This is a genomic window from Streptomyces albiflavescens (assembly GCF_014645835.1).
Classification (GTDB): Bacteria; Actinomycetota; Actinomycetes; order Streptomycetales; family Streptomycetaceae; genus Streptomyces; species Streptomyces albiflavescens.
In genome coordinates, this window is record NZ_BMMM01000012.1 from 301,712 (window position 1) to 323,557 (window position 21,846).

Here is a 21,846-nt window from a genome sequence, read left to right on the forward strand (position 1 = left end):
TTCGCCAGGCTGGTCGCCGTCACGTCTCAGTCGTTCGCCACGATCGGGTAGCGGGGCTCGTTCTCGGCCATCTGCCGCAGCGCGTCCTTACGCTCGCGCTTGGAGAGCCGGTCGATGTACAGGTAGCCGTACAGGTGGTCCGTCTCGTGCTGGAGGCAGCGGGCGAAGTAGCCGGTGCCGCGCACCTTGATCGGATTGCCCTTCTCGTCCTGCCCGGTGACCTCGGCGTAGTCGGGGCGGGCCAGCGGCGCGTACGCGGTCGGCACCGAGAGGCAGCCCTCGTTGCTGTCGTCCAGACGGCGCTGCTCGGCGGGCAGCTCGACGAGCACGGGGTTGCAGACGACACCCACGTGCCGCTTGCCCTCGTCGTCCATGCAGTCGTAGACGAAGACCTTCAGGTCGACGCCGATCTGGTTGGCGGCCAGGCCCACACCCTCGGCGGTCCGCTGGCTGGCGAACATGTCGGCGGCCAGCTGGTCCAGCTCTTCCCCGAACTCGGTGACGTCCTTGCACTCCTTGTGCAGCACCGGGTTCCCGACGATCGTGATCGGCCGCGAGGTGCCGCGCGCGCGGTAGGCCTCCTCACGCTCCTCGCAGTCCTCGGTGTCGATGACGAAGCCCTCGTCGTCCACGGGGAGCACGCCCGCGTGCTGCTGATCGGTGTCCTGCTGCGCCATGACCGACGTATGCCTTCCTGAAAAACGGGGGTGTGATGCTGATACAGGGTACGGGGCGGCGCCCGGTAAGGGGCGCGGGACCGCGTCCGAGGTGCGGCTCCGCCGCGTGGGCGCGACCAGCAGGCGACCAGCCACGACGAACCCGCAGCCGGCCTTCCTCCCCGCAGCCTCCTAACAGACCTCTTCCAGGTCCCGCCAGTCCCTGGAGTCGGGGCTGTCCGCGACCCACCCGTCCAGCAGCCCCCTCACCAGCGAGGCCGGCGCGGCCACCCCGCACTCCCGCTCGGGCACCCAGAGCTGCCCGTCGGTGCGGTGGCCGAGCGGACCCGGATGGCCGGGCTCGCTGTGGTCGTGCGGGTCCAGGTGCTCGCCGTCGCCCTCGTCGGAGGGCATCCGCGACTCGGAGCACATCCGGCAGAGCAGCCGTACGGACGACGACCAGTCCTCGGCGGCGAAGCCGGCGTCGGCGGCGAGCTGCTCCAGCGCGTCCCGGTCGTCCTCGGTGGCCGCCTCAAGGAGGACCACCCAGGTAGGCACCGGTGACGGCGCCCACAGCTCGATCTCGTCGAAGACGGGGTAGGCGTGCCCCGCGGCGGTGGTCCGCTCACCGTGCGGGACACCGTCGTGCAGCACGACTTCGCCCCAGCGCCGCCCGGAGGACGGCAGCGGAATGGACAGCACCTCGACGCGGGCGGGGTCGAGCCTGCGCCCCCACACCACCTCGGCCTCGCCCTCGGGAGACAGCCGGACGGCCGCACTGCCGAGGTCCATGCCCACCGGTTCCCCGGAGACGGCGGCGCCGCCGGGTACCCGCAGCCCGTACGCCTGCCAGGCGCGCCGGGCCAGCGGCCAGTCCTGCAGGGCGGTGGCCGCGATGCCCACGTTCCACCAGTCGGGCGCCCCGGTCTCGCGGTCGAGCAGCGCGACGGCCCTGAGTCCCGCGGCCCGCGCCTGCTCCCAGTCATGCCGGAACTTGTGCAGCAGGGCCAGATTGAACCAGGACTCGGACAGCCACGGCTCCAGGTCCGCGGCGCGCGTCAGCAGCGCTCCCGCGTCTTCGTACCGGCCGTCGCCGATCAGCGTGAACGCACGGTCGGTGGCCTGCCGCCATGAGGCGGAGGGCCGGTGTCGTCCCTTGCCGAAGATCCTCACGATTCCCGCCTGCCAGTTCCTTGCGTTTCCCGCCTGCCGGTCCCTTGAAGAGTCCCTTGAAGACAGCGCAGCCCCGGGCTGGCCCGTGCCCCCGAACACCCTCTTCCTCGCATCCAACCACGTACCGTCGGACGGGCGCTCATTACCCATGGGTTACCCAGCCTGGGGCAGGGTCAGACCGCCCCTTGCCAGGACCCTGGCCAGCGACTCCACGACCTCCGGCTGATAGTCGCGGGCCGTGGCCAGACGCAGCTTCTCCAGGGCGGTCAGGGTTCCTCCCGGCCCTGCTTCCCTGGCCAACTCCTCGTATGCGTTCACGGCTCGTACGATCCGCGCGGTGACCGGTTGCTCCCGGTACGGGTCGGCCTGCCGCTCCACCACCACGGCGACCTCGGCATCCACGCCGGTCTGGCGTACGACGGCACCGCCGAGCAGAGCTATCCGCCGCTGCTCCTCGGCGGGAAGCACGGCAGTGGCCCCGGCGGGGACGGGATCGACGAGACTCAGCTGCCCGATGTCGTGCATGAGTGCCGCGTACTCCAGGACGGTCAGATCGGGCTCGGACAGCCCCAGCTCCCGCCCCACCGCACTGCTGAGCACGGCCACCCGCCGGGCATGACCTGCGGGGGTGTACCCGGCTATCTCGGTCGCCCGAGCGAGGGAGGCGATGGTCTGCCGGTAGGTGACCCGCACGCCCGCGTACCGCCGGAAGGACAGCTGGGTCAGCAGCAGGGGCAGCGAGAAGACGGGCAGGGCCCAGAGCCCGACCACGGCGACCGCGAGCGACATCACGGCCCCGGTCGCGCACACGGCCGACCCGATGCCGAGCATGGACCGCAGCTCGTCCCGCAGCAGCGGCCCGAACGGCCACCGGGTGCGCGAATGCGCCATCGCGGCCGCGAGCACGGCGTCGCACAGCGCGGTGAGCACGAGCAGCGCGACCAGCAGCAGGGCGTACGCGGGGCCGCTCCACCCGTGAAATCTCCCCTGGTTGTACAGGGGTTGGAAGCAGACGGCGGCGAACCCGACGGTCAGTACGCGCCGGGTGAGGTGGTCGAGGGTCGGGCCCCGCCCGCCCGCGACATGGGGCACGCACCCCAGGAGCGCGGCCGCGGTGACGACGGCGACGACCTGGGCCGCACCGTGGTGCGTGGGCTGCCCGGCCTGCGCCCCCAGCAGGGCGTACGACAGCGCCCCCGCGGCCCCGAGCGGAGCGGTCTCCCGCTCCTCGGCACCGCTCCAGCGGGTGAGCTCGCCCAAGGCGATGAGGAGACCGAAGGCGAGGGCGGTACCGCGTTCTTCGAGGCCGGTCCAGAGGGTGACGGCGAGGGACAGGGCCCCCAGGAAGAGGGCGAGCGCACGGACGAGGGTGAGGGCGAGGGATGTGGGCGCGCCGGTAACCGACGGGAAACGAGCGGAGCGGGTGGGAAACCCTCGCCGTGGGGCGGCGGTGCTCATGTCGGATGCCCTTCCAGCCGACCGGAAACGGACGGAGCGGGCGGGTAAACACCGTTGTCGGCCGTGACGGCGGGATGCCACCCCTGTCGGGAAAGGGCCCGGGCCAGCGCCCGTACCATCCCGGGGTCGAACTGCGCCCCGGCACACCGCTCCAACTCCTCCAGCGCGGCGGGCACGGGTCGGGCCCGCCGGTAGGACCGGGTGGACGTCATCGCGTCGAACGCGTCGGCAACGGCCACCACCCGCGCGAACTCCGGAATCTGGCCGCCCACCAACCCGTACGGATACCCGCTTCCGTCCAGCCGCTCGTGGTGGTGCAGGATCGCCGAGCGCGCCTCCCCCAGGAACCCGATCCCCCGGACCATCTCGTGCCCGTACTCGGGATGCAGCTCGATGACCCGCCGCTCCTCGGGAGTGAGCGGCCCGTCCTTGCGCAACAGCCGGGTAGGAACGCCGAGTTTGCCCACGTCGTGCAGAATCCCGGCGAACCGCAGCACTTCGACCCGCTCGTCGTCCATCCCGAGTTCCCGCGCGATCATCATGGACGCCTGCCCGACCCGCTCACTGTGCCCGCGGGTGTACCCGTCCTTGATGTCGACGGCCTGGACCAGCGCGCGAATCGTCGCCTGGTGGGCGGCCCGCTCCCGGTGGTACTGCGCGAACACCCAGCAGGACACGTACATCGGCAACAGCACGAGCAGCGCGGCGACAGGCCCGTACGGACTGCGCCACAGCACCGCCATCATCAGCCCCGCCAGCCCGTGCACGGCGACGGGCGCGAGAGAGCGCGCGAACAGCCCGCGCCAGGCGCCCCGCACCGGCACCCGCTCGGCGAGCGCCAGGATCCCGCCGTCGAGGACGGTCAGCACGAGGCAGAAGGTGAGCACTGCGGCCCCGGCGGGCACCAGCGCCTGCGGAAAGTGGGGTTCGACCACCGCGCTCCGGCCGCCCAGCGCCCGGTGCACCCTGGAGGCCGCCCAGATCGCGACGGCGAGCTGTGCCGCGCGCCAGATCCGGCGCAGCCACCGCGGCCGCTGCTCGACCCGGGCGAGCAGGGCCCCCGGCAGCGCGACGAGCGCGGCGGCGGCGGGCGGCAGCAGAAAGGCCCCGGCCAGTAGCACGGGGAGGAAGGAGCCCATCCCTTTGGGGGCCTCACGGCCGGAGGCCCCGGCGGCCCGGGGGCCGCGGGGCAGCGGGATCCGCTCGCACCCGGCGTACAGTGCGGCGAGCAGCGTCACGACCCACCACGGCACGTGGAGGTCCGGCAGGGGGACCAGGCAGACCAAGGCCCCGAGAACGACACAGGCCACATACACACGGGCCCACGCCGGAACCGACCCCATCCTCGCCCCCTCCCCGACTTCAGGCTCCGGAGCCTAGAGCGGCGGGGGTGCTACGGGGACACCTATGGCCGAATCCGCGGGCTGGTAGCCCGCGGATTAGCACGTTCGGGTGATAAAGGGACGATCTCCGCCAGGAGTTGACGTCCGACGTCGGGAGTTCAGGACTCCTGAGGCGTCGCCGTCACGTCGTGCTCGGGCACGACCTGTCCGGAGCGGATCAGATCGATGCGGCCCATGACCTTGGCGCGCAGATCGCTGGGCACGTCGTCATGACCGCAGCACCGCTTCACCAGCTTCTTCACCGCCTGCTCGAGGCCGTACTTCTCGAGGCACGGGGAGCACTCCTCGAAGTGCACCTCGAACTTGGTGCAGTCCGCGTCCGGCATCTCATGGTCGAGGAACTCGTAGAGATGATCGAGTACCTCACTGCAATCCGTCTCGTGCGGCTCTCCGCAGCTCATGAGCCCGAGCCTTTCGCTTCGTTCGACTCCCCGGCGCCGGCCGGGACCAGCCCGCGGTCACGCGCGTAGTCCTCGAGCATGCCGCGCAGTTGACGGCGGCCCCGGTGCAGCCGGGACATCACCGTACCGATGGGTGTCCCCATGATGTCCGCGATCTCCTTGTACGCAAAGCCCTCTACGTCCGCGAGATAGACGGCGATGCGGAATTCCTCGGGGATCGCCTGCAGCGCTTCCTTGACGTCCGAGTCGGGCAGGTGGTCGAGCGCCTGCGACTCGGCGGAGCGCAGACCTGTCGACATGTGCGACTCGGCACGCGCCAGCTGCCAGTCCTCGATCTCCTCGGCCGCGGAGCGCTGAGGTTCGCGCTGCTTCTTGCGGTACGAGTTGATGAAGGTGTTGGTGAGAATGCGGTACAGCCACGCCTTGAGGTTGGTTCCCTCACGGAACTGGTGGAAGGACGCGTACGCCTTCGCGTACGTCTCCTGCACCAGGTCCTCGGCGTCGGCCGGGTTGCGCGTCATGCGCAGGGCGGCCGAGTACATCTGGTCGAGGAATTCGAGCGCGTCCCGCTCGAAGCGCGCGGTGCGCTCGGCAGACGACTCCGTGCTCGTGCCCTGGCCCTCGGGCTGCTCCGCCTGGCCGTGTTCGGTCCCTGCGTCGGTCCCAGTGACCGGACCCACCTCCTCCAGCGACGACGTGAGACCGAAACCGGTCCCACTGGAATCGGAGGATAGACGAACATCAGGCCCACCCGCCGCCCGAATAGGGGCGGTCTTGCCCGCGTGCAGCACCGTCCAGTCCAGGTCAGCGCTGCTGCGACGGCTCGGGCAGATGGTCGAACCCATGCGGCGGACTTCCTCTCGTACGAACGGTCAGCACGCTCCGTGCTGTCTGATCCGCACAACAGTTGTCCGCCACCCAACATTCCCGGGCGTTACACGAGTGACGCGGTCCACTTCACGACACCGTCCGTGATGACCGTCAGCGCCTCGTCCTGCTCGATCGGCGCCCTCTTCGGAACGGCGAAGCCATGATCGCCGTACGGCACCTCGATCAGCTCGTACGACCCCGTCGGGAACTCCTCCGGCTTCCCGAAGGGGTCGTTGCCGCCCTGTACGACCAGTGTGGGCACCCCGGAGCCGAGCAGCTCGTCGGCACGCGACTTCTCGGGCTTGCCCGGCGGGTGCAGCGGAAAGCTGAGCGCCAGCACGGCATGGGCTCCCAGCTCGACGGCGGTACGACAGGCGACCCGAGCCCCGGCACTCCGGCCGCCGGAGACCACGGGCAGCCCCGGACGCGCGAGCGCGGGCCACAGCCCCCGCCACCCGACATCCAGGGTCTTCGGCGCGGGCGCCACCTTCTTCCCGGCCACCCGCCAGGGCTGCTCGACCAGCGCGACACTCACCCCGTGCCCGGGCAACACCCCGGCCAAGGCCCGCAGGTCCCGCGCCTCGATCCCCCCACCAGCCCCATGACTGACGGCCAGCACGAGCCGCGCCTTCTCGGCAGGGTGCCAGGTGATACGGGCGCTGCCCGCCTCGGTCTCCACCGTCTCACTGTGCGCCACGGAACCATCCTGTCACTGCCCCGGCTGTGGGCAGGCGTGCCACCAGGCTCGGCAGCGGCAGGGGGCGCCGTCGCAGCCGTCATGGCGGTAAGGCGCCTGCGGGCAGTGAGGGGCCGCAGCCCACCCCCGCAGCGGAAAGATCCCCGACTGTGGGCACGCGTCCCGCCAGGGCGGCACGCGTGGGCACAGCGGCCCCCCAATGCGCCGGGCCGCGCGCCCCACCCCCGACGCCACCCCCACCTCGGGGCACCCGTCAGAAGAGCGTCCCCTCCTCCGGCCCCTCCAGCTCCTTCAACAGCTCGGGCCCGTTGTTGCGCACATTGCTCACCGCCGTGGACACGGGATACGCCCGCATCAACCCCTCCGGAGGCGGAGCGAGCAGCGACCGCAGGTCCTCGACATCGGTCCGCGCCGGATCGAGCCAGGCGTCCCACCGATCCGGCCCGAGCATCAGCGGCATCCGCGGATGGATGTCGGCCAGGGCGCGCGGCCCCTCGGCCGGCGCGACCGCGAGCGGCGAGCTCTCCGCCTCGGTCGTGATGACCGAACACGTCACCCACCACGCCCGCGGATGGTCATCGGGCAACGTCTTGTCGCGCCAGAACTCGTACAGCCCGGCCATCGCGAAGACGGAACCGTCCGCGGGGGTCACGAAGTACGGCTGCTTGCGCGGCCGCTTCTTCTTGCCCTCGACCTCCAGATCGCGCTCGGTGACGCCGGTGACCCACTCGTAGTAGCCGTCGGCGGGCACGATGCAGCGCCGGGCGGCGAAGGCGCGACGGTAGGAGGGCTTCTCGTGCACCGTCTCCGCGCGCGCGTTGATCATCCGGGCGCCGCCCTCGGGCGTCTTGGCCCAGGACGGGACGAGCCCCCACTTGAGCCTGCGCAGCTGGCGAACCGGCTTCGGGCTGTCGGCGTCCTTAAGGGGGCGGTCGAGAACGGCGTAGACCTCCTTGGTCGGGGCCACGTTGTAGTCGGGGTCCAAGGTCTCCTCGGGCTCCCACTTCTCGATCTCAAAGATTCCTGCGAGATCCTCGGGCCTACGACTCGCTGCATACCGTCCGCACATACGTGCCACACTGCCAGACTCCGCGTTACGAGAGGGAGCTCCCGCCGACAATGGACAGCACCGCATCCACCTCGCTGGCCGGCCTCTGGGACCAGATCTTCGGCAGCCAGCCGGACCCCGACCTGTGGGTGGTAATCGCCACCATGGTCGCCGCGCTGGCGCTGATCGTCCCGCACGGCGTCTGGCGCGTCTCCCGCAACGCCATCACCATCGCCCACGAGGGCGGCCACGGCCTGATCGCCCTGCTCACCGGGCGCAGCCTCAGCGGCATACGGCTGCACTCGGACACCAGTGGCCTCACGGTCAGCCGTGGCAAGCCCACCGGCCTCGGCATGATCCTCACGGCCGCCGCGGGCTACACCGCTCCCCCGCTGCTCGGCCTGGGCGGCGCCGCGCTGCTCGCCGCGGGCCACATCACCGCACTGCTGTGGCTGGCGACGGCCCTGCTCGTGGCGCTGCTGCTGATGATCCGCAACGCGTACGGCGCGCTCACCGTGATCCTCACCGGCGGCACGTTCGTGGTGGTGTCCTGGCTCGCCGGACCCCAGGTGCAGGCGGCGTTCGCGTACGCCGTGGTGTGGTTCCTGCTGCTCGGCGGCGTTCGCCCGGCCTTCGAGCTCCAGGCGAAGCGGATGCGAGGCGGAGCGGGCGACTCGGACGCGGACCAGTTGTCACGCCTCACCCACGTCCCGGCCGGCCTGTGGCTGTTCCTGTTCCACGCGGTGTCACTGTGCTCACTGCTGGGCGGAGGCCGCTGGCTGCTCCAGGTCTGATCAGCACCCCGTCAGGGGCACGCGACGGTGCACTGTGCGGCTCCCCCGCGTGAGCGCGACCAGCCACAATGCACCGGCAGCCGACGCACGACCCGCGTTCCCGGCCAAACCCAGCGGAGCGAACCCCCATTAAAGTGGGGCGCATGACCGTGAAGCCCGCCCACACCGCCCTCTGGCCCGCCCCGCACGCGAGCGGAGCCGTCGACGCGACGGTCCACGTGCCGGGGTCGAAGTCGGTCACCAACCGCGCCCTCGTGCTGGCCGCGCTGGCCTCCGAGCCGGGCTGGCTGCGCCGCCCGCTGCGCTCCCGCGACACCCTGCTGATGGCGGGCGCCCTGCGCGCGATGGGCGTCGGCATCGAGGAGACGGTGGCGTCCAGCTCCACGGTCGCGGCCGGTCCCGACGCCTCCGGCGAGGCCTGGCGGGTCATCCCCTCGGGCCTGCACGGCCCGGCCACGGTCGACGTCGGCAACGCGGGCACCGTGATGCGCTTCCTGCCCCCGGTCGCCGCGCTCGCCGACGGCCCCATCCGTTTCGACGGTGACCCGCGCTCGTACGAGCGCCCCCTGAACGGTGTGATTGACGCACTGCGCCTGCTGGGCGCCCGGATCGACGACGACGGCCGTGGCGCACTGCCGCTGACCGTGCACGGCGGCGGCGCTCTGGACGGCGGCCCGGTCGAGATCGACGCGTCCTCGTCCTCCCAGTTCGTGAGTGCTCTCCTCCTCTCCGGCCCGCGCTTCAACCAGGGTGTGGAGGTCCGGCACATCGGCTCGACCCTCCCCTCCATGCCGCACATCCGGATGACGGTCGACATGCTGCGCGCGGTCGGCGCGCAGGTGGACACCCCGGAGTCGGGTGGCGAGCCCAACGTCTGGCGGGTCACGCCGGGCGCCCTGCTCGGCCGCGATCTGATCGTCGAGCCGGATCTCTCGAACGCGCAGCCGTTCCTGGCGGCGGCCCTGGTGACCGGCGGCAAGGTCGTCATCCCCGACTGGCCGACGCGCACCACCCAGCCCGGCGACAGGCTGCGGGAGATCTTCACCGAAATGGGCGGTTCCTGCGAACTGACCGAGAGCGGCCTGGAGTTCACCGGTTCCGGCGCGATCCGCGGCATCGATGTGGATCTGAGCGAGGTCGGCGAGCTGACCCCCGGCATCGCGGCGGTCGCCGCCCTCGCCGACTCCCCCTCGACCCTGCGCGGAGTGGCCCACCTCCGCCTGCACGAGACGGACCGGCTGGCCGCGCTCACCAAGGAGATCAACGAGCTCGGCGGCGATGTCACCGAGACCGCCGACGGTCTGCACATCCGCCCGCGCCCGCTGCACGGCGGCACCTTCCACACGTACGACGACCACCGCATGGCCACCGCCGGCGCGATCATCGGCCTGGCCGTGGAGGGCGTAGAGATCGAGAACGTGGCGACGACGGCGAAGACCCTGCCGGACTTCCCGGACATGTGGACCGGAATGCTCGGGAACTGACGGGCGGACCGGGATCATGCGCCGTTACGGCAAGCACACCGACGAGGACGACATCCGCCAGCGCCCCAACCGCAAGGGCAACCGTCCGCGTACGAACATCCGGCCCAAGCACGAGGAGGCGGTCGAGGGCATGGTCCTCACCGTCGACCGGGGCCGCCTGACCTGCCTGGTCGAAGACCGCGTCGTGATGGCGATGAAGGCCCGGGAGCTGGGCCGCAAGGCAGCCGTGGTCGGTGACCGGGTGGCCATCGTCGGCGACCTGTCCGGCGCCAAGGACACCCTCGCCCGCATCGTCCGCATCGAGCCGCGCACCTCCGTGCTGCGCCGCACGGCCGACGACGACGATCCCTACGAGCGCGTGGTCGTCGCCAACGCCGACCAGCTCGCCATCGTCACCGCCCTCGCCGACCCCGAGCCGCGCCCCCGTCTGATCGACCGCTGCCTGGTCGCGGCGTACGACGGCGGCCTCACCCCGCTCCTCGTCCTCACCAAGTCCGACCTGGCCCCGCCCGACGAACTCCTGGAGCTGTACGGGGCGTTGGGCGTCCCCTATGTCGTGACCAGCCGGGAGGAGCTGGAGAGCGGCGAGGCGGTGGACCGGGTGCGCAAGCAGTTGGACGGCAAGATCACGGCGTTCGTCGGCCACTCGGGCGTCGGCAAGACGACCCTGGTCAACGCGCTGGTGTCCCTGGAGCGGCGGCGCAGCACCGGAGTCGTCAACGCGGTCACCGGGCGCGGTCGGCACACCACCACGTCGGCGCGCGCGATCCCGTTGCCCGACGAGGTCGGCTGGGTCATCGACACCCCGGGCGTCCGCTCCTTCGGCCTGCACCACGTCGATCCGTCCCGGGTCATCCACGCCTTCCCCGACCTCGAACCCGGCACCGAGGGCTGCCCACGCGCGTGCAGCCACGACGAGCCGGACTGCGCCCTGGACCAGTGGGTAGCGGACGGCCACGCGGACCCGCAGCGGCTCTACTCCCTGCGTAGGCTGCTCGCGACGCGCGAGCGGAAGGAAGGCGACTGATCGCCGTGCGACCTGACCTCCGCGTTGTTTGCGTCGGCGGCTCGTCGGTAAGGGCTTAGCCGGTCGGTAAATGCATAATCGCACCGAGCGACCCCGGAGCGGCCACTGACCGGATCCGAGCCAGACGAAGCAGTCGACGTGCGGACACGGGAGGACAAGACATGGCGTGGCTGCTGGTCGTTGTGGCGGGACTGCTCGAAACCGGCTTCGCCGTCTGTCTGAAGCTCTCGCACGGCTTCACCAGACTCTGGCCGACGGTCGCCTTCTGCATCTTCGCGCTCGGCAGCTTCGGCCTGCTGACCCTCTCCCTGAAGAAGCTCGACGTCGGCCCGGCGTACGCCGTGTGGACCGGCATCGGCGCGGCCGGCACCGCGATCTACGGCATGATCTTCCTCGGCGACCTGGTCTCGACGCTGAAGATCGTCTCGATCAGCTTCGTCATCATCGGAGTCATCGGCCTGCAGCTGTCGGGCTCCGCCCACTGACGCCACGCTCCGGGCGCACGTCGCGGACAGCACGCCTGCGCCTGCCGTCCGAGTCGACGTCCGGTCCGGTCCGGTCCGGTCACTTTCGAGCGACGTCCGGTCCGGTCACTTCGCGCACCGGGGTTATCCGGTTCGGCTTCGGCCCGGCCGGCTTCGGCCCGGCCGGCTTCGGCCCGGCCGGCTTCGGCCCGGCCGGCTTCGGCCCGGTCGGCTTCGGCCGGTTCGGCTTCGGACGGGTCGGCTTCGGGCGGGTCGATCAGACGCTCTGGACACCGAACCGGCGGTTCGGGGTCAGCGCGGTCTTCACCAGGTCCGTGACCCCGCCCTCACCGGGCGGCGCGGCCACACACGACAGGGCAAGACGGACGACCAGTTCGCAGGAGCGTGCCAGCTCGGCCGCGTCCGCCTTGGAGGTGGCCAACGAGGCCACCGCACGGTCCCGGACAAGGGCCACGAAGTCGGCGGGCGAGGGCAGCGGCCCGTCGGCCCGCCGCTGCGCGGGCACGGCGGACGACGAGGGTACGGCCGACAGCGTCGGCGAGGGCAGCCGCTCGCTCCAGCAACCGGTGAGCATCGCCCGTACAAGAGCGTTGCTCCGCGCGGCCGAGGCGGTCCATTCGGCAGTCGCCACCAGCCGCTCCCGGGCGTCCGCATGCGCGGCCAGCGCCCGCTCGACCCCGGCGAGATAAGCATCGGCCTCCCGCCGCACCAGAGCACGCGCGAGCCCCTCTTTGCTCCCGAACTCGTTGTAGAGCGTCTGACGTGACACCCCGGCCACGGCGGCCACATCGACCATCCGCACCGCGGACCATGCGCGACGCGCGAGTGCCGTATAGGCGGCGTCCAAGAGGGATTCCCGCGCTGCAGGCATCATCGCCTCCCTGGGGCGAGCGAGTCTGCAGCTCAGATTTGACGCGCACAGGGGCACTGTCAAGGGTTCGCGGCGGCCCGAAGGGGCGTACGCCACCCTGCGCACGCACCGGCAGACGGACACAAGCCCCCACGGCCCCGCGGGCCGCCGAGCCGGCCCGTCACCGGGCGGCGGGCGAACCCGCCACCGGGCAGCCGGCCAAGGGCCGGAGTGATCCCCCGGCCCATGTAGCCCCGCCCCGACGCGGGCAGATACGGTTCACTCATGCCCGACTATCGCGATGACCTGCGCCTCGCCCATGTCCTGGCGGACGCCGCCGACGCGGCGACGATGGACCGGTTCAAGGCGCTCGACCTGAAGGTCGAGACCAAGCCGGACATGACGCCGGTGAGCGAGGCGGACAAGGCCGCCGAGGAGCTCATCCGCGGCCAGCTCCAGCGGGCGAGACCACGCGACGCGATCCTCGGCGAGGAGTACGGCATCGAGGGCACGGGCCCGCGCCGCTGGGTCGTCGACCCGATCGACGGCACCAAGAACTATGTACGCGGCGTCCCCGTCTGGGCCACGCTGATCTCCTTGATGGAGGCGGGCGAGGGCGGCTACCAGCCGGTCGTCGGCGTCGTTTCTGCCCCCGCGCTCGGCCGCCGCTGGTGGGCCGCGAAGGGGCACGGCGCGTTCACCGGCCGCAGCCTCTCCTCCGCGTCCCGGCTGCATGTCTCCCAGGTCTCCCGCATGGCCGACGCCTCGTTCGCGTACTCGTCGCTGAGCGGCTGGGAGGACCAGGGCCGTCTCGACGGCTTCCTGGACCTGACGAAGGCCGTCTGGCGCACCCGCGGATACGGCGACTTCTGGCCGTACATGATGGTCGCCGAGGGCTCGGTCGACATCTGCGCGGAGCCCGAGCTGTCCCTCTGGGACATGGCGGCGAACGCGATCGTGGTGACCGAGGCGGGCGGCTCCTTCACCGGCCTGGACGGCCGCCCGGGCCCGCACAGCGGCAACGCGGCCGCTTCGAACGGCATCCTCCACGACGAGATGCTGGGGTATCTGAACCAGCGCTACTGAGCGAGGGTCACTGTGAACCCGTTCACTCGTGAACCGGGTTCACAGTGAGCGGTGTTCAGTACCGAGCGGAATGTTCTGCCGAACGGAATGCACCACCGAACGGGGTTCCTGAGCAACCCCGGCTGAGCTGGGACTATTGAGTAACCCCCGGGCGCCCCCGAACTCACCGCACGCGCCCCCTTGTTGACCCTCCCTTTAACTGCGACTCTGAGAGTCCCCCCACTTGTGAACTTGTGAATCGCTTCTCTTGGCGTTTCACCAAGGAGGTGGCTCCAGCCCATGCTCGTCCGCGACGCCATGAGCACGGTGGTTCTGACCATCGGCCCGGCACACACCCTCCGCCAGGCGGCCCGACTGATGTCCGCACGCCACGTCGGCGCGGCCGTGGTCCTCGACGAGGACTCGTCCGGCCTTGGCATCCTCACTGAGCGCGACATCCTCAATTCCCTTGCCCTCGGTCAGAACCCGGACACGGAGACCGCAGGCACCCACACCACCACCGACGTCGTCTTCGCGGCCCCCGCCTGGACCCTGGAGGAGGCCGCGACCGCGATGTCGCACGGCGGCTTCCGTCATCTGATCGTGCTCGACTCGGCCGGCCCGGTCGGCATCGTCTCGGTCCGCGACATCATCCGCTGCTGGGCACCGACGCGACAGCAGGTACCGGCCTGAGCATGTGAGTGGGCCGGAATCCCGAAGGATTCCGGCCCGTCACCCACGACAAGCGTTCCAGTGCTGGTTGTCAGCCGCGCAGGGCCTGGACCGCGGCTTCCAGCCGCTTGCCGAAGTCGCCGTCCGCCTGGCGGAAGTTGTTGATCGCGCGCTCGGCGATGTCGTCACGGGAGACCTTGGCGACGAAGCCCGCCAGGTTCTCGACCAGGCGGCCCTTCTCGTCCTCGGACATCAGGCGGTAGAGGTTGCCCGCCTGCACGAAGTCGTCGTCCTCGGCGTGGACCGGAGCCGCGGTGTCGCCGGTGACCCCGGTGACCGGGATCGGCTGCCACAGCGGACGGTCCGTCTGGAACGGGCCGCCGAAGCTGTTCGGCTCGTAGTTCTTCGCACCCTTGTGGCGGCCGTCGTACAGGAAGCCGTCACGGGAGTTGGTGCGCGCCTCGGTAGCGTGCGGGCGGTTCACCGGAAGGTGGTCGGCGTTGATGCCGACGCGGTAGCGGTGCGCGTCGCCGTACGCGAAAAGACGGCCCTGGAGCATCTTGTCGGGCGAAGGACCGATGCCCGGCACGAAGTGAGCCGGCGAGAAGATGGACTGCTCGACCTCGGCGAAGATGTTCTCCGGGTTGCGGTTGAGCTCCAGCTTGCCGATCTCGATCGGCGGGTAGTCCTCGTGCGGCCACACCTTGGTGAGGTCGAACGGGTTGAAGCGGTACGTCGCCGCGTCCGCCGCCGGCATGATCTGCACCTGCACGGTCCACGTCGGGAAGTCGCCGCGCTCGATGGCCTCGCGCAGGTCGCGCTGGTGGGAGTCGGGGTCCTCACCGGCGAGCTTGTTGGCCTCGGCCTGGGTGAGGTTCTTGATGCCCTGGTCGGTCTTGAAGTGGTACTTGACCCAGAAGACCTCGCCGGCCTCGTTGTTCCACTGGTACGTGTGCGAGCCGTAGCCGTTCATGTGACGGTACGAGGCCGGGATGCCCCGGTCCCCGAACAGCCAGGTCACCTGGTGCGTGGACTCGGGGGACAGCCCCCAGAAGTCCCACACGTTGTCCGCCTCCTGCGAGCCCGTGTACGGGTCGCGCTTCTGGGTGTGGATGAAGTCGGGGAACTTGATGGCGTCCTTGATGAAGAACACCGGGGTGTTGTTGCCGACGAGGTCGTAGTTGCCCTCTTCGGTGTAGAACTTCAGCGCCCAGCCACGGGGGTCACGGACGGCGTCCGCGGCACCGAGGTTGCCGGCCACGGTCGAGAAGCGCAGGAACGTCTCGGTCTGCTTGCCGATCTCGGAGAGGAACGTGGCACGCGTGTACGGGGTGACATCGGCGGTGACCGTGAAGGTGCCGTAGGCACCGGCGCCACGAGCGTGCACGACACGCTCCGGTATGCGCTCACGGTTGAAGTGCGCGAGCTTTTCCAGCAGCAGCTGGTCCTGCACGAGGACGGGCCCGCCGACGCCCGCGGTCTCGCTGTTCTGGTTGTCGGCCACCGGCGCGCCGGCCTCCGTCGTAAGCGGTCCCTGCGTCACGTGCGCCTCCTGCGTCATTCCAGGCCAGTCCTGCCCCTTGGCCAATGCCGGTCTCGATCCTACAATGGACATTGTCCAAGTCAAGTGCAGCTCCAAAGTCACACCTGTTCGGGATCTGGTCCCCTTGCTGTTAGGCTGTCCGTATGAGTGACCTGTTGGAACGGCTGCGCGGACGCGGATGGCGAATGACCGCGCAGCGACGTGTCGTGGCCGAGGTCCTCGACGGCGATCACGTCCACCTGACGGCCGACGAGGTACATGCGCGTGCCGTCGCCAAGCTGCCCGAGATCTCCCGGGCGACCGTCTACAACACGCTGGGTGAGCTGGTCTCACTCGGCGAGGTGCTGGAAGTCGCCACGGACAAGCGCGCCAAGCGGTACGACCCGAACGCGCACCGTCCGCACCACCACCTGGTCTGCGCCCAGTGCGGCGCCATCCGGGATGTCCACCCGACCGGCAATCCGCTCGCCGACCTCCCGGCCTCGGAGCGCTTCGGCTTCACGGTCTCGGACGTCGAGGTGACGTACCGCGGCGTCTGCCCGAACTGCGCGGCAGGCTGAGCCCCGCCACGTCCACGAAAGCCCCGGCACGCGACGCGCGCCGGGGCTTCTGCTGTTCGCCGTCCACAGCGGCGTCTCTGCTCCACCGTCCATGAACACACCGAGGGCCGGAATCCTGTCGGATTCCGGCCCTCAGCCTTCAGTAGCGGGGACAGGATTTGAACCTGCGACCTCTGGGTTATGAGCCCAGCGAGCTACCGAGCTGCTCCACCCCGCGTCGATGAACTGAACAGTACGTCAACTGGGTGGACCAGCGCAAATCCCTTGATCAAGCGCCCCGACATGCACCTTTGCAGCTCCGGCCGACGATCACGTGTCAGCCCCTCCGGCGTTCGAGGACCAGACGGTCACAGCCGACAGCGGGGGCATGGGGGCGACAGAGGTGGTCCGGGAAAGCCAGCCCCCAGATACGGGACGGGCAGAGGCGGAGGGGTGAAACCGGCCTGGACCCCGGCCCTACCCCACCTCAGCCCCACCGTCACGCGGACAACTCCTCCCGCAGGGCATCCCGCAGCCGAGCCGCCCGCTCCGACACCTCCGCCGGTCCGAGAGAGACGGCACGGTCGGCCCACCGCTGCCCCTCGGCAAGCTCCCCCTGCCTCGCGTAGACGAGCGCCAGCCGAAGCGCGGCCCGCCCGTGCCCCGCGTCAGCGGCCCGCGTCCACCACAACGCGGCCTCCGGCTCACTCCCCTCCCGAGCCAGCAGCAGCCCAAGATTGAACGCCCCGTTCCGAGACCCGGCCTCGGCGGCCTCGCGGTACCACCGAGCCGCCTCCACCACATCGCCCCGCGCGGCGGCCAGCATCCCGACCCGCACCTGCGCCCGCCGATGCCCCTGGGACGCCGCCCGCTCGTACCACTCCTCGCACTCGCTCTTCTCCTGAGCGGGCTCCCCCAGCTCATGAGCGGGCGCCGGCGGCCGCCGCGCGTCGAGCACGGCGGCAAGCCGGTACGCGGCCTCCGCGCTACCGCCCCCCGCCGCAGACCGCAGATGCCGCTCGGCGGCCGGCTCGTCCCCCTCCCGGAGCCTCGCGATGGCGACCTGGAGTGCCGCCTCGGTGTGCCCGGCGGCGGCAGCCCGCTCGTACCAGCGCAGCGCGGCCGCGTCGTCGTCCTCGCTCCCCCGCCCGGCATGCAGAATTCCGAGGTTGAACGCGGCGTCCACACTTCCGGCCTCGGCGGCCTTGGAGAACCAGGGCTCGGCCCCGGCCGCGTCGCCGACCTGCAGCAACAGGATCGCCAAGGCATTCGCGGCCTCGCGATGACCGGCGTACGCGGCCCGTCGATACCACTGCTCGGCCTGCGCGGTCCGCCCCTGCTCGGCGCAGAGCAGTCCGAGGTTGTACGCCCCGTTCACATCGCCCGCGTCCATCGCGGCCCGGTACCACCGCTCGGCGGTCTGCGTCTCACCTCGCTCGGCGTGCAGCGCGCCCAGGGCGTTCGCGGCGTTCCCGTCCCCGTCCTGCGCGGCTCGCAGCCACCAGACGGCGGCGCTCTCCGTGTCCCCCGCGTCCCGCAGCAGGAACCCGAGCGCGCAGGCGGCCCGCGCCTCGCCGTCCTTGGCGGACGTCAGATACCAGCGCCCGGCCTCCTTGAGGTCACCCCGCTTCTCCAGAATCGCCCCGAGGTGCAGCGCGGCCCTCCGGTGACCGCGCGCGGCGGCCTGCCGGTACCACTGCTCGGCCTCTTCACCCGCAGCGCCGATGACACCGATGACACCGATGACACCGTTGTCAGCGCCGACCTGGACCGCGTCCGCGGCCTTGCGATCAAGCGTCCGCGCCAGCCGGTAGGCGGCCTCGCGGTGCCCGCGCTCGGCGGCGGCCCGCATCCACTGCTCGGCCCCGACATCACTGCGGTGCTCCAGCAGGTCGGCGAGTGCGTATGCGCCGAGGGCGTGTCCCTGCTCGGCGGACTGGCGCAGCCAGTACTCGGCGGCGGGCTCGTCGCCGCGCTCGCGATGGTGCCGCCCGAGCGCGTGCGCGGCGGCCGCGGAACCCGCGACCGCGGCGATCCGCCACCATCCGGCGGCCTCGTCGGCGTACCCGCGCTGATGCAGGAGGACACCCAGGTTGTTGGCGGCGGCGCGGTCACCGGCGGCGGTGGCAGCGCGCAACTGAGGCTCGGCTCCGTCGAGATCACCGCGGCGCAGCAGCATGGCCCCGAGGACGCTCATCGCCTCGACGTCGCCGGCTTCGGCCGCGAGCCTTTGGCGCGTTTCCTCGACAGCCTCGCCGGTTTCGTCCCGGTCGGAAGGCTGCGTGAGATCCGCAGGCTGCGCAAAGTCGGCATGCTGCGCAAACCGCCCCGTATCCAACAGAGTTGCCTTGTCCCCCATAACGTCCATCGTCGCACCACCTGCAACCTGGGTACACCTGGTATACCGCAGCCAGTGAGGTCACTTCAGCGTTTTGTCGACATGCCCACAGAGAGACAAGTCAAACACAGATTTCCCAACTCCCCCCGCATGGCGCAGCACTTCACGCAAGTCGCCAGGTCACCAGGGGCGCCTCGGCGTGGCGCGGCACACGTCGAAGGCCCGGATCCATGATCAGGATCCGGGCCTTCGACTTCAGTAGCGGGGACAGGATTTGAACCTGCGACCTCTGGGTTATGAGCCCAGCGAGCTACCGAGCTGCTCCACCCCGCGCCGTTGTGCTGCAACCGTACCACGGCGCGGGGTGGGCTCCTGATCAGCCGCTTCCGGAGCTCTTGTCGCTGCTCTTACTTCCATCGCTGCTAGTGCCACCGCTGGTTTTGTCGGCCGTGGCCTGCGCGTCCTCCGCTCGTTTCAGCGCGTCCTCAAGATCCTTCTGTGCCTGGCCGTACGCCGGCCAGTCGCCCTTCTTCAGGGCTTCCTGTCCCTGATCGAAGGCCTTCTGGGCGTCCTTGAGCGCCTCTTGGACCGTTGGGTTGCTCGACGTGGGCGGCTTCGTGGTCCCCCCGTCGGACGGCGGGGTGGTCGAACCGTCCGCTCCGAAGACCTTGTTGAGCGCCTTGTCGAGTGTGTCCTCGAAGGCGGTGCTGCCTCCGTAGGTCACCAGCACCTTGCGCAGCAGTGGGTACTTGAGGTCACCACCGCGTACGTAGACGGGCTCCACATAGAGCAGTCCTCCGTCGAGCGGAACCGTCAGCAGGTTGCCGTACTCGATGTCCGAGTCACCGCCCTTGAGGAGTCTGATGGACTCGGCGATGGATGGCTCGGAGTTGAACTGGCTCTGCACCCGTTTGGGTCCGTCGACGGTTCTGCCCGTCGGCAGTTTCAGGATGCTGATCTTGCCGTAACCGGGCTTGCCCGCTTCGGCGTTGACGGACACGAAGCCACTCAGGTTGTCACGGCCGTTGGGCGTCATCGTCGTCGTCAGCGAGAACGACTGCGTCGTCTCGCCGGGCAGCTTCATGCTCAGGTAGTAAGGCGGCACGGGCCCCGACTTGTTGGTCGGGTCGTCGGGGACCTGCCACACCTCACTGCCGCTGAGGAACGTCTGCGCGTCCTTGACGTGGTAGCGGGTGAGCAGTTCGCGCTGGACCTTGAACAGGTCCTGCGGATACCGCAGATGAGCCATCAGCGACGGCGAGATCGAGTCCTTGGACTCCACCGTGTTCGGGAACGCCTTCATCCAGGTCTTCAGGACCGGGTCCTTGGTGTCCCACTGGTAGAGCTTGACCTCGCCGGTGTACGCGTCGACGGTCGCCTTCACCGAGTTGCGGATGTAGTTGACCTGGTTCTGCTGGGCCACCACCGCGCGCTGGTTGTTGGCCGCCGTCAGCGAGTCCGCCGTCGTGTCACCGAGCGTGGTGCGGGAGGCGTACGGATAGCCGTTGGTGGTCGTGTACGCGTCGACGATCCACTGGATCTTCCCGTCGACGACCGCCGGGTAGGCGTCGCCGTCGATGGTCAGCCAGGGGGCGACCGCCTCGACCCGCTCCTTGGGCGTGCGGTTGTAGAGGATCCGCGAACCCTCGCCGATCGCACCGGAGTACAGGATCTGCGGCTCGCCGAACGCCACCGCGTACGCGGCCCGGTTGATCGGGCTGGAGAGGCTGACGCCGCTCTTGCCCTTGTAGCTGGTGGTCTTCTCGCCGCTGTCGTCGGAGTAGTCGATCTCCTTCTGGGGACCGCCGACGATCGAGTACTGGGTGGTCTTCTCGCCGTAGTAGATCTGCTGCTGATACGTGCCCAGGTCGCCCTTGGACGGCAGGTTGTACTCGGTGAAGACCGGGCGGCCCTCGCTGTCGGCCGAGGTGCCCTTGGCCGCGACGACGCCGTATCCGTGGGTGTAGCGGAAGTGGTCGTTGATCCAGTTGTTCTTCGGGATGCCCTGGAGGTTCAGCTCACGCAGACCGATGACCGTGTCCTGGGCCTTGCCGTCCTTGGTGTACCGGTCGACGTCCAGGTTCGACGGGAAGCCGTAGTAGTTCCGCACCTGCTGGAGCTGCTGGAAGGTCGGCGACACGATGTTCGGGTCCATCAGACGGAGGCTCGCGGCGTTGTTCGCGTCGTCGCGCAGCGCGGCCTTGTCCTTGGTGTTGCTCGTGCCCGGGTAGTCCGTCACCTTGGTGCCGTCGATCCCGTACGCCTCGCGGGTCGCCTTCAGGTTCTTCTCGACGTACGGCGCTTCCTTGGCCTGCTCGTTCGGCTGGACCTGGAACTTCTGGACGATCGCCGGGTACAGGCCGCCGATGAGGATCGCCGAGAGCACCATCAGGCCGAAGCCAATGACGGGCAGCTGCCAGGTGCGCCGCCACAGGGTGGCGAAGAAGAGCAGCGCGCAGATGACGGCGATGCAGAACAGGATCGTCTTGGCGGGCAGATACGCGTTCGCGTCCACGTACCTCAGGCCCGTCCAGTTGCCGGTCGCCTTGAAGTCACTGGACTTCACGGCGAGTCCGTACCGGTCCAGCCAGTAGGCGACCGCCTTCAGCGCGACGAAGATGCCGAGGAGCACCGAGAGGTGCCCGGTGGCCGCGCCCGTGGCGCGCGCCCCCGGGCTGGTGATCCGCAGCCCGCCGTACAGGTAGTGCGTGAGCGCGGCGGCGATCAGCGAGAGCACCGCGGCCGCGAAGCCGAAGCCGAGCAGGAAGCGGTACCAGGGCAGGTCGAAGGCGTAGAAGGAGACGTCGAGGTGGAACTGGGGGTCCTTCTGGTGGAAGGGCACCCCGTTCACCCACATCAGCCAGGTGCGCCACTGGCCCGAGGCGGATGCTCCGGCGATCAGCCCCACCAGGGAGGTGATGCCGAGCAGCAGCCACGTCTTGTAGGGCGCGATGCCCATCCGGTACCGGTCGAGGCTCTGCTGCTCCATCGACATGGCGCTGAGCGGCGGGCGCAGCCGGTGCGCCAGCCAGATGTTCACGCCGACCGAGACCGCCATCAGCAGGCCGAAGACGAAGAAGAGCCCGACCTTGGTCCACAGGGTGGTCGTGAAGACGGACGAGTAATGAACCGATCGGTACCAGAGCCAGTCCGTCCAGAACCCCGCGAACATGACGAAGGCCATGGCCAGCACGGCCAGCACACCCAACGTCATGAGCAGGGTCCGGACACGCCGGGAGGGTCGGCCCACTCTGATCCGTGGCCCCGTCGGGCCTCCGCCGCGGTCCGGCATCTGGAAAGCCAAGGTGCGCACCTCGAAGTCGCTGTTGATCCGTCAGGCCCC

At 70.1% G+C, this 21,846-nt stretch carries 19 protein-coding genes and 2 tRNA genes; 7 read left to right on the plus strand and 14 right to left on the minus strand.

Annotated features, from left to right (window positions below):
- Window positions 1–26: 26 nt before the first annotated feature.
- From def to IEY95_RS30420, 8 genes are all read right to left on the minus strand, one after another.
- A complete protein-coding gene (gene def, locus IEY95_RS30385) occupies window positions 27–677 on the minus strand; it encodes a peptide deformylase (RefSeq protein ID WP_189189348.1) in 651 nt (216 codons plus the stop codon).
- A 171-nt stretch (window positions 678–848) separates the two neighbouring features.
- On the minus strand, window positions 849–1,829 hold the full coding sequence (locus tag IEY95_RS30390) for a tetratricopeptide repeat protein (protein ID WP_189189349.1): 981 nt from the start codon (window positions 1,827–1,829) through the stop codon (window positions 849–851).
- 153 nt (window positions 1,830–1,982) lie between these two features.
- Window positions 1,983–3,287, minus strand: coding sequence for an HD-GYP domain-containing protein (locus IEY95_RS30395; protein ID WP_229703474.1), 1,305 nt, complete (start codon window positions 3,285–3,287; stop codon window positions 1,983–1,985).
- Window positions 3,284–4,630 carry an HD-GYP domain-containing protein gene (locus IEY95_RS30400; RefSeq protein ID WP_189189350.1) on the minus strand — a complete coding sequence of 449 codons (1,347 nt, stop codon included), beginning with the start codon at window positions 4,628–4,630 and terminating at the stop codon, window positions 3,284–3,286. Before IEY95_RS30400 ends, IEY95_RS30395 begins: the two co-directional genes overlap by 4 nt.
- Window positions 4,631–4,788: 158 nt before the next feature.
- Window positions 4,789–5,091: a mycothiol system anti-sigma-R factor gene (gene rsrA / locus IEY95_RS30405; RefSeq protein WP_189189351.1), complete on the minus strand. Its 303-nt coding sequence runs from the start codon at window positions 5,089–5,091 to the stop codon at window positions 4,789–4,791.
- On the minus strand, window positions 5,088–5,771 hold the full coding sequence (gene sigR, locus IEY95_RS30410) for an RNA polymerase sigma factor SigR (protein WP_189189352.1): 684 nt from the start codon (window positions 5,769–5,771) through the stop codon (window positions 5,088–5,090). The genes rsrA and sigR overlap by 4 nt, the downstream gene beginning before the upstream one ends.
- 254 nt (window positions 5,772–6,025) lie before the next feature.
- Complete coding sequence (locus tag IEY95_RS30415; RefSeq protein WP_189189353.1) at window positions 6,026–6,658, minus strand: alpha/beta hydrolase family protein; 633 nt, start codon at window positions 6,656–6,658, stop codon at window positions 6,026–6,028.
- A gap of 253 nt (window positions 6,659–6,911) precedes the next feature.
- Window positions 6,912–7,727, minus strand: a complete 816-nt coding sequence (locus IEY95_RS30420) for an SOS response-associated peptidase (protein ID WP_189189354.1) — start codon at window positions 7,725–7,727, stop codon at window positions 6,912–6,914.
- 50 nt (window positions 7,728–7,777) lie between these two features.
- Here IEY95_RS30420 and IEY95_RS30425 point away from each other — a divergent pair, with 50 nt between their 5' ends.
- The 4 genes from IEY95_RS30425 (at window position 7,778) to IEY95_RS30440 (ending at window position 11,496) form a co-directional block, all read left to right on the plus strand.
- A complete protein-coding gene (locus tag IEY95_RS30425) occupies window positions 7,778–8,500 on the plus strand; it encodes a M50 family metallopeptidase (RefSeq protein ID WP_189189355.1) in 723 nt (240 codons plus the stop codon).
- 143 nt (window positions 8,501–8,643) lie between these two features.
- Complete coding sequence (aroA, locus tag IEY95_RS30430; protein WP_189189356.1) at window positions 8,644–9,984, plus strand: 3-phosphoshikimate 1-carboxyvinyltransferase; 1,341 nt, start codon at window positions 8,644–8,646, stop codon at window positions 9,982–9,984.
- Window positions 9,985–10,000: 16 nt separating this feature from the next.
- Window positions 10,001–11,011 carry a ribosome small subunit-dependent GTPase A gene (gene rsgA / locus IEY95_RS30435; protein ID WP_189189357.1) on the plus strand — a complete coding sequence of 337 codons (1,011 nt, stop codon included), beginning with the start codon at window positions 10,001–10,003 and terminating at the stop codon, window positions 11,009–11,011.
- A gap of 161 nt (window positions 11,012–11,172) precedes the next feature.
- Window positions 11,173–11,496, plus strand: a complete 324-nt coding sequence (locus IEY95_RS30440; RefSeq protein WP_189189358.1) for a DMT family transporter — start codon at window positions 11,173–11,175, stop codon at window positions 11,494–11,496.
- 256 nt (window positions 11,497–11,752) lie between these two features.
- Here the strand turns inward: IEY95_RS30440 and IEY95_RS30445 are convergent, their stop codons facing one another.
- Window positions 11,753–12,367, minus strand: coding sequence for a TetR/AcrR family transcriptional regulator (locus tag IEY95_RS30445; RefSeq protein WP_189189426.1), 615 nt, complete (start codon window positions 12,365–12,367; stop codon window positions 11,753–11,755).
- 264 nt (window positions 12,368–12,631) lie between these two features.
- Between IEY95_RS30445 and hisN the strand changes: the two genes are divergently transcribed.
- Both hisN and IEY95_RS30455 read left to right on the plus strand, forming a co-directional pair.
- The gene (hisN, locus tag IEY95_RS30450) at window positions 12,632–13,432 is read left to right on the plus strand and encodes a histidinol-phosphatase (protein WP_189189359.1); all 801 of its coding nucleotides are present in this window, start codon (window positions 12,632–12,634) and stop codon (window positions 13,430–13,432) included.
- A 279-nt stretch (window positions 13,433–13,711) separates the two neighbouring features.
- Window positions 13,712–14,104 carry a CBS domain-containing protein gene (locus tag IEY95_RS30455; RefSeq protein ID WP_189189360.1) on the plus strand — a complete coding sequence of 131 codons (393 nt, stop codon included), beginning with the start codon at window positions 13,712–13,714 and terminating at the stop codon, window positions 14,102–14,104.
- A gap of 70 nt (window positions 14,105–14,174) precedes the next feature.
- On the opposite strand, the gene IEY95_RS30460 is transcribed toward IEY95_RS30455, so the two are convergent.
- Window positions 14,175–15,626 carry a catalase gene (locus IEY95_RS30460; protein WP_229703475.1) on the minus strand — a complete coding sequence of 484 codons (1,452 nt, stop codon included), beginning with the start codon at window positions 15,624–15,626 and terminating at the stop codon, window positions 14,175–14,177.
- A 143-nt stretch (window positions 15,627–15,769) separates the two neighbouring features.
- Here IEY95_RS30460 and IEY95_RS30465 point away from each other — a divergent pair, with 143 nt between their 5' ends.
- The gene (locus IEY95_RS30465) at window positions 15,770–16,186 is read left to right on the plus strand and encodes a Fur family transcriptional regulator (RefSeq protein WP_189189362.1); all 417 of its coding nucleotides are present in this window, start codon (window positions 15,770–15,772) and stop codon (window positions 16,184–16,186) included.
- Between the two features lie 143 nt (window positions 16,187–16,329).
- On the opposite strand, the gene IEY95_RS30470 is transcribed toward IEY95_RS30465, so the two are convergent.
- From IEY95_RS30470 to IEY95_RS30485, 4 genes are all read right to left on the minus strand, one after another.
- A tRNA-Met gene (locus tag IEY95_RS30470) sits at window positions 16,330–16,403 on the minus strand.
- 261 nt (window positions 16,404–16,664) lie between these two features.
- On the minus strand, window positions 16,665–18,533 hold the full coding sequence (locus IEY95_RS30475; RefSeq protein ID WP_189189363.1) for a tetratricopeptide repeat protein: 1,869 nt from the start codon (window positions 18,531–18,533) through the stop codon (window positions 16,665–16,667).
- 229 nt (window positions 18,534–18,762) lie between these two features.
- A tRNA-Met gene (locus IEY95_RS30480) sits at window positions 18,763–18,836 on the minus strand.
- Window positions 18,837–18,879: 43 nt separating this feature from the next.
- Window positions 18,880–21,795 carry a UPF0182 family membrane protein gene (locus IEY95_RS30485; RefSeq protein WP_189189427.1) on the minus strand — a complete coding sequence of 972 codons (2,916 nt, stop codon included), beginning with the start codon at window positions 21,793–21,795 and terminating at the stop codon, window positions 18,880–18,882.
- Window positions 21,796–21,846: the final 51 nt, after the last annotated feature.

Bases quoted from the DNA above. Each gene is read 5' to 3' on its own strand.
- aroA (WP_189189356.1), top strand. From the start codon at position 8,644: ATGACCGTGAAGCCCGCCCACACCGCCCTCTGGCCCGCCCCGCACGCG.
- hisN (WP_189189359.1), top strand. From the start codon at position 12,632: ATGCCCGACTATCGCGATGACCTGCGCCTCGCCCATGTCCTGGCGGAC.
- IEY95_RS30425 (WP_189189355.1), top strand. From the start codon at position 7,778: ATGGACAGCACCGCATCCACCTCGCTGGCCGGCCTCTGGGACCAGATC.
- IEY95_RS30395 (WP_229703474.1), bottom strand. From the start codon at position 3,287: ATGAGCACCGCCGCCCCACGGCGAGGGTTTCCCACCCGCTCCGCTCGT.
- IEY95_RS30400 (WP_189189350.1), bottom strand. From the start codon at position 4,630: ATGGGGTCGGTTCCGGCGTGGGCCCGTGTGTATGTGGCCTGTGTCGTT.
- IEY95_RS30445 (WP_189189426.1), bottom strand. From the start codon at position 12,367: ATGCCTGCAGCGCGGGAATCCCTCTTGGACGCCGCCTATACGGCACTC.
- IEY95_RS30455 (WP_189189360.1), top strand. From the start codon at position 13,712: ATGCTCGTCCGCGACGCCATGAGCACGGTGGTTCTGACCATCGGCCCG.
- IEY95_RS30475 (WP_189189363.1), bottom strand. From the start codon at position 18,533: ATGGACGTTATGGGGGACAAGGCAACTCTGTTGGATACGGGGCGGTTT.
- rsrA (WP_189189351.1), bottom strand. From the start codon at position 5,091: ATGAGCTGCGGAGAGCCGCACGAGACGGATTGCAGTGAGGTACTCGAT.
- def (WP_189189348.1), bottom strand. From the start codon at position 677: ATGGCGCAGCAGGACACCGATCAGCAGCACGCGGGCGTGCTCCCCGTG.
- IEY95_RS30440 (WP_189189358.1), top strand. From the start codon at position 11,173: ATGGCGTGGCTGCTGGTCGTTGTGGCGGGACTGCTCGAAACCGGCTTC.
- IEY95_RS30465 (WP_189189362.1), top strand. From the start codon at position 15,770: ATGAGTGACCTGTTGGAACGGCTGCGCGGACGCGGATGGCGAATGACC.
- rsgA (WP_189189357.1), top strand. From the start codon at position 10,001: ATGCGCCGTTACGGCAAGCACACCGACGAGGACGACATCCGCCAGCGC.
- IEY95_RS30420 (WP_189189354.1), bottom strand. From the start codon at position 7,727: ATGTGCGGACGGTATGCAGCGAGTCGTAGGCCCGAGGATCTCGCAGGA.
- IEY95_RS30485 (WP_189189427.1), bottom strand. From the start codon at position 21,795: ATGCCGGACCGCGGCGGAGGCCCGACGGGGCCACGGATCAGAGTGGGC.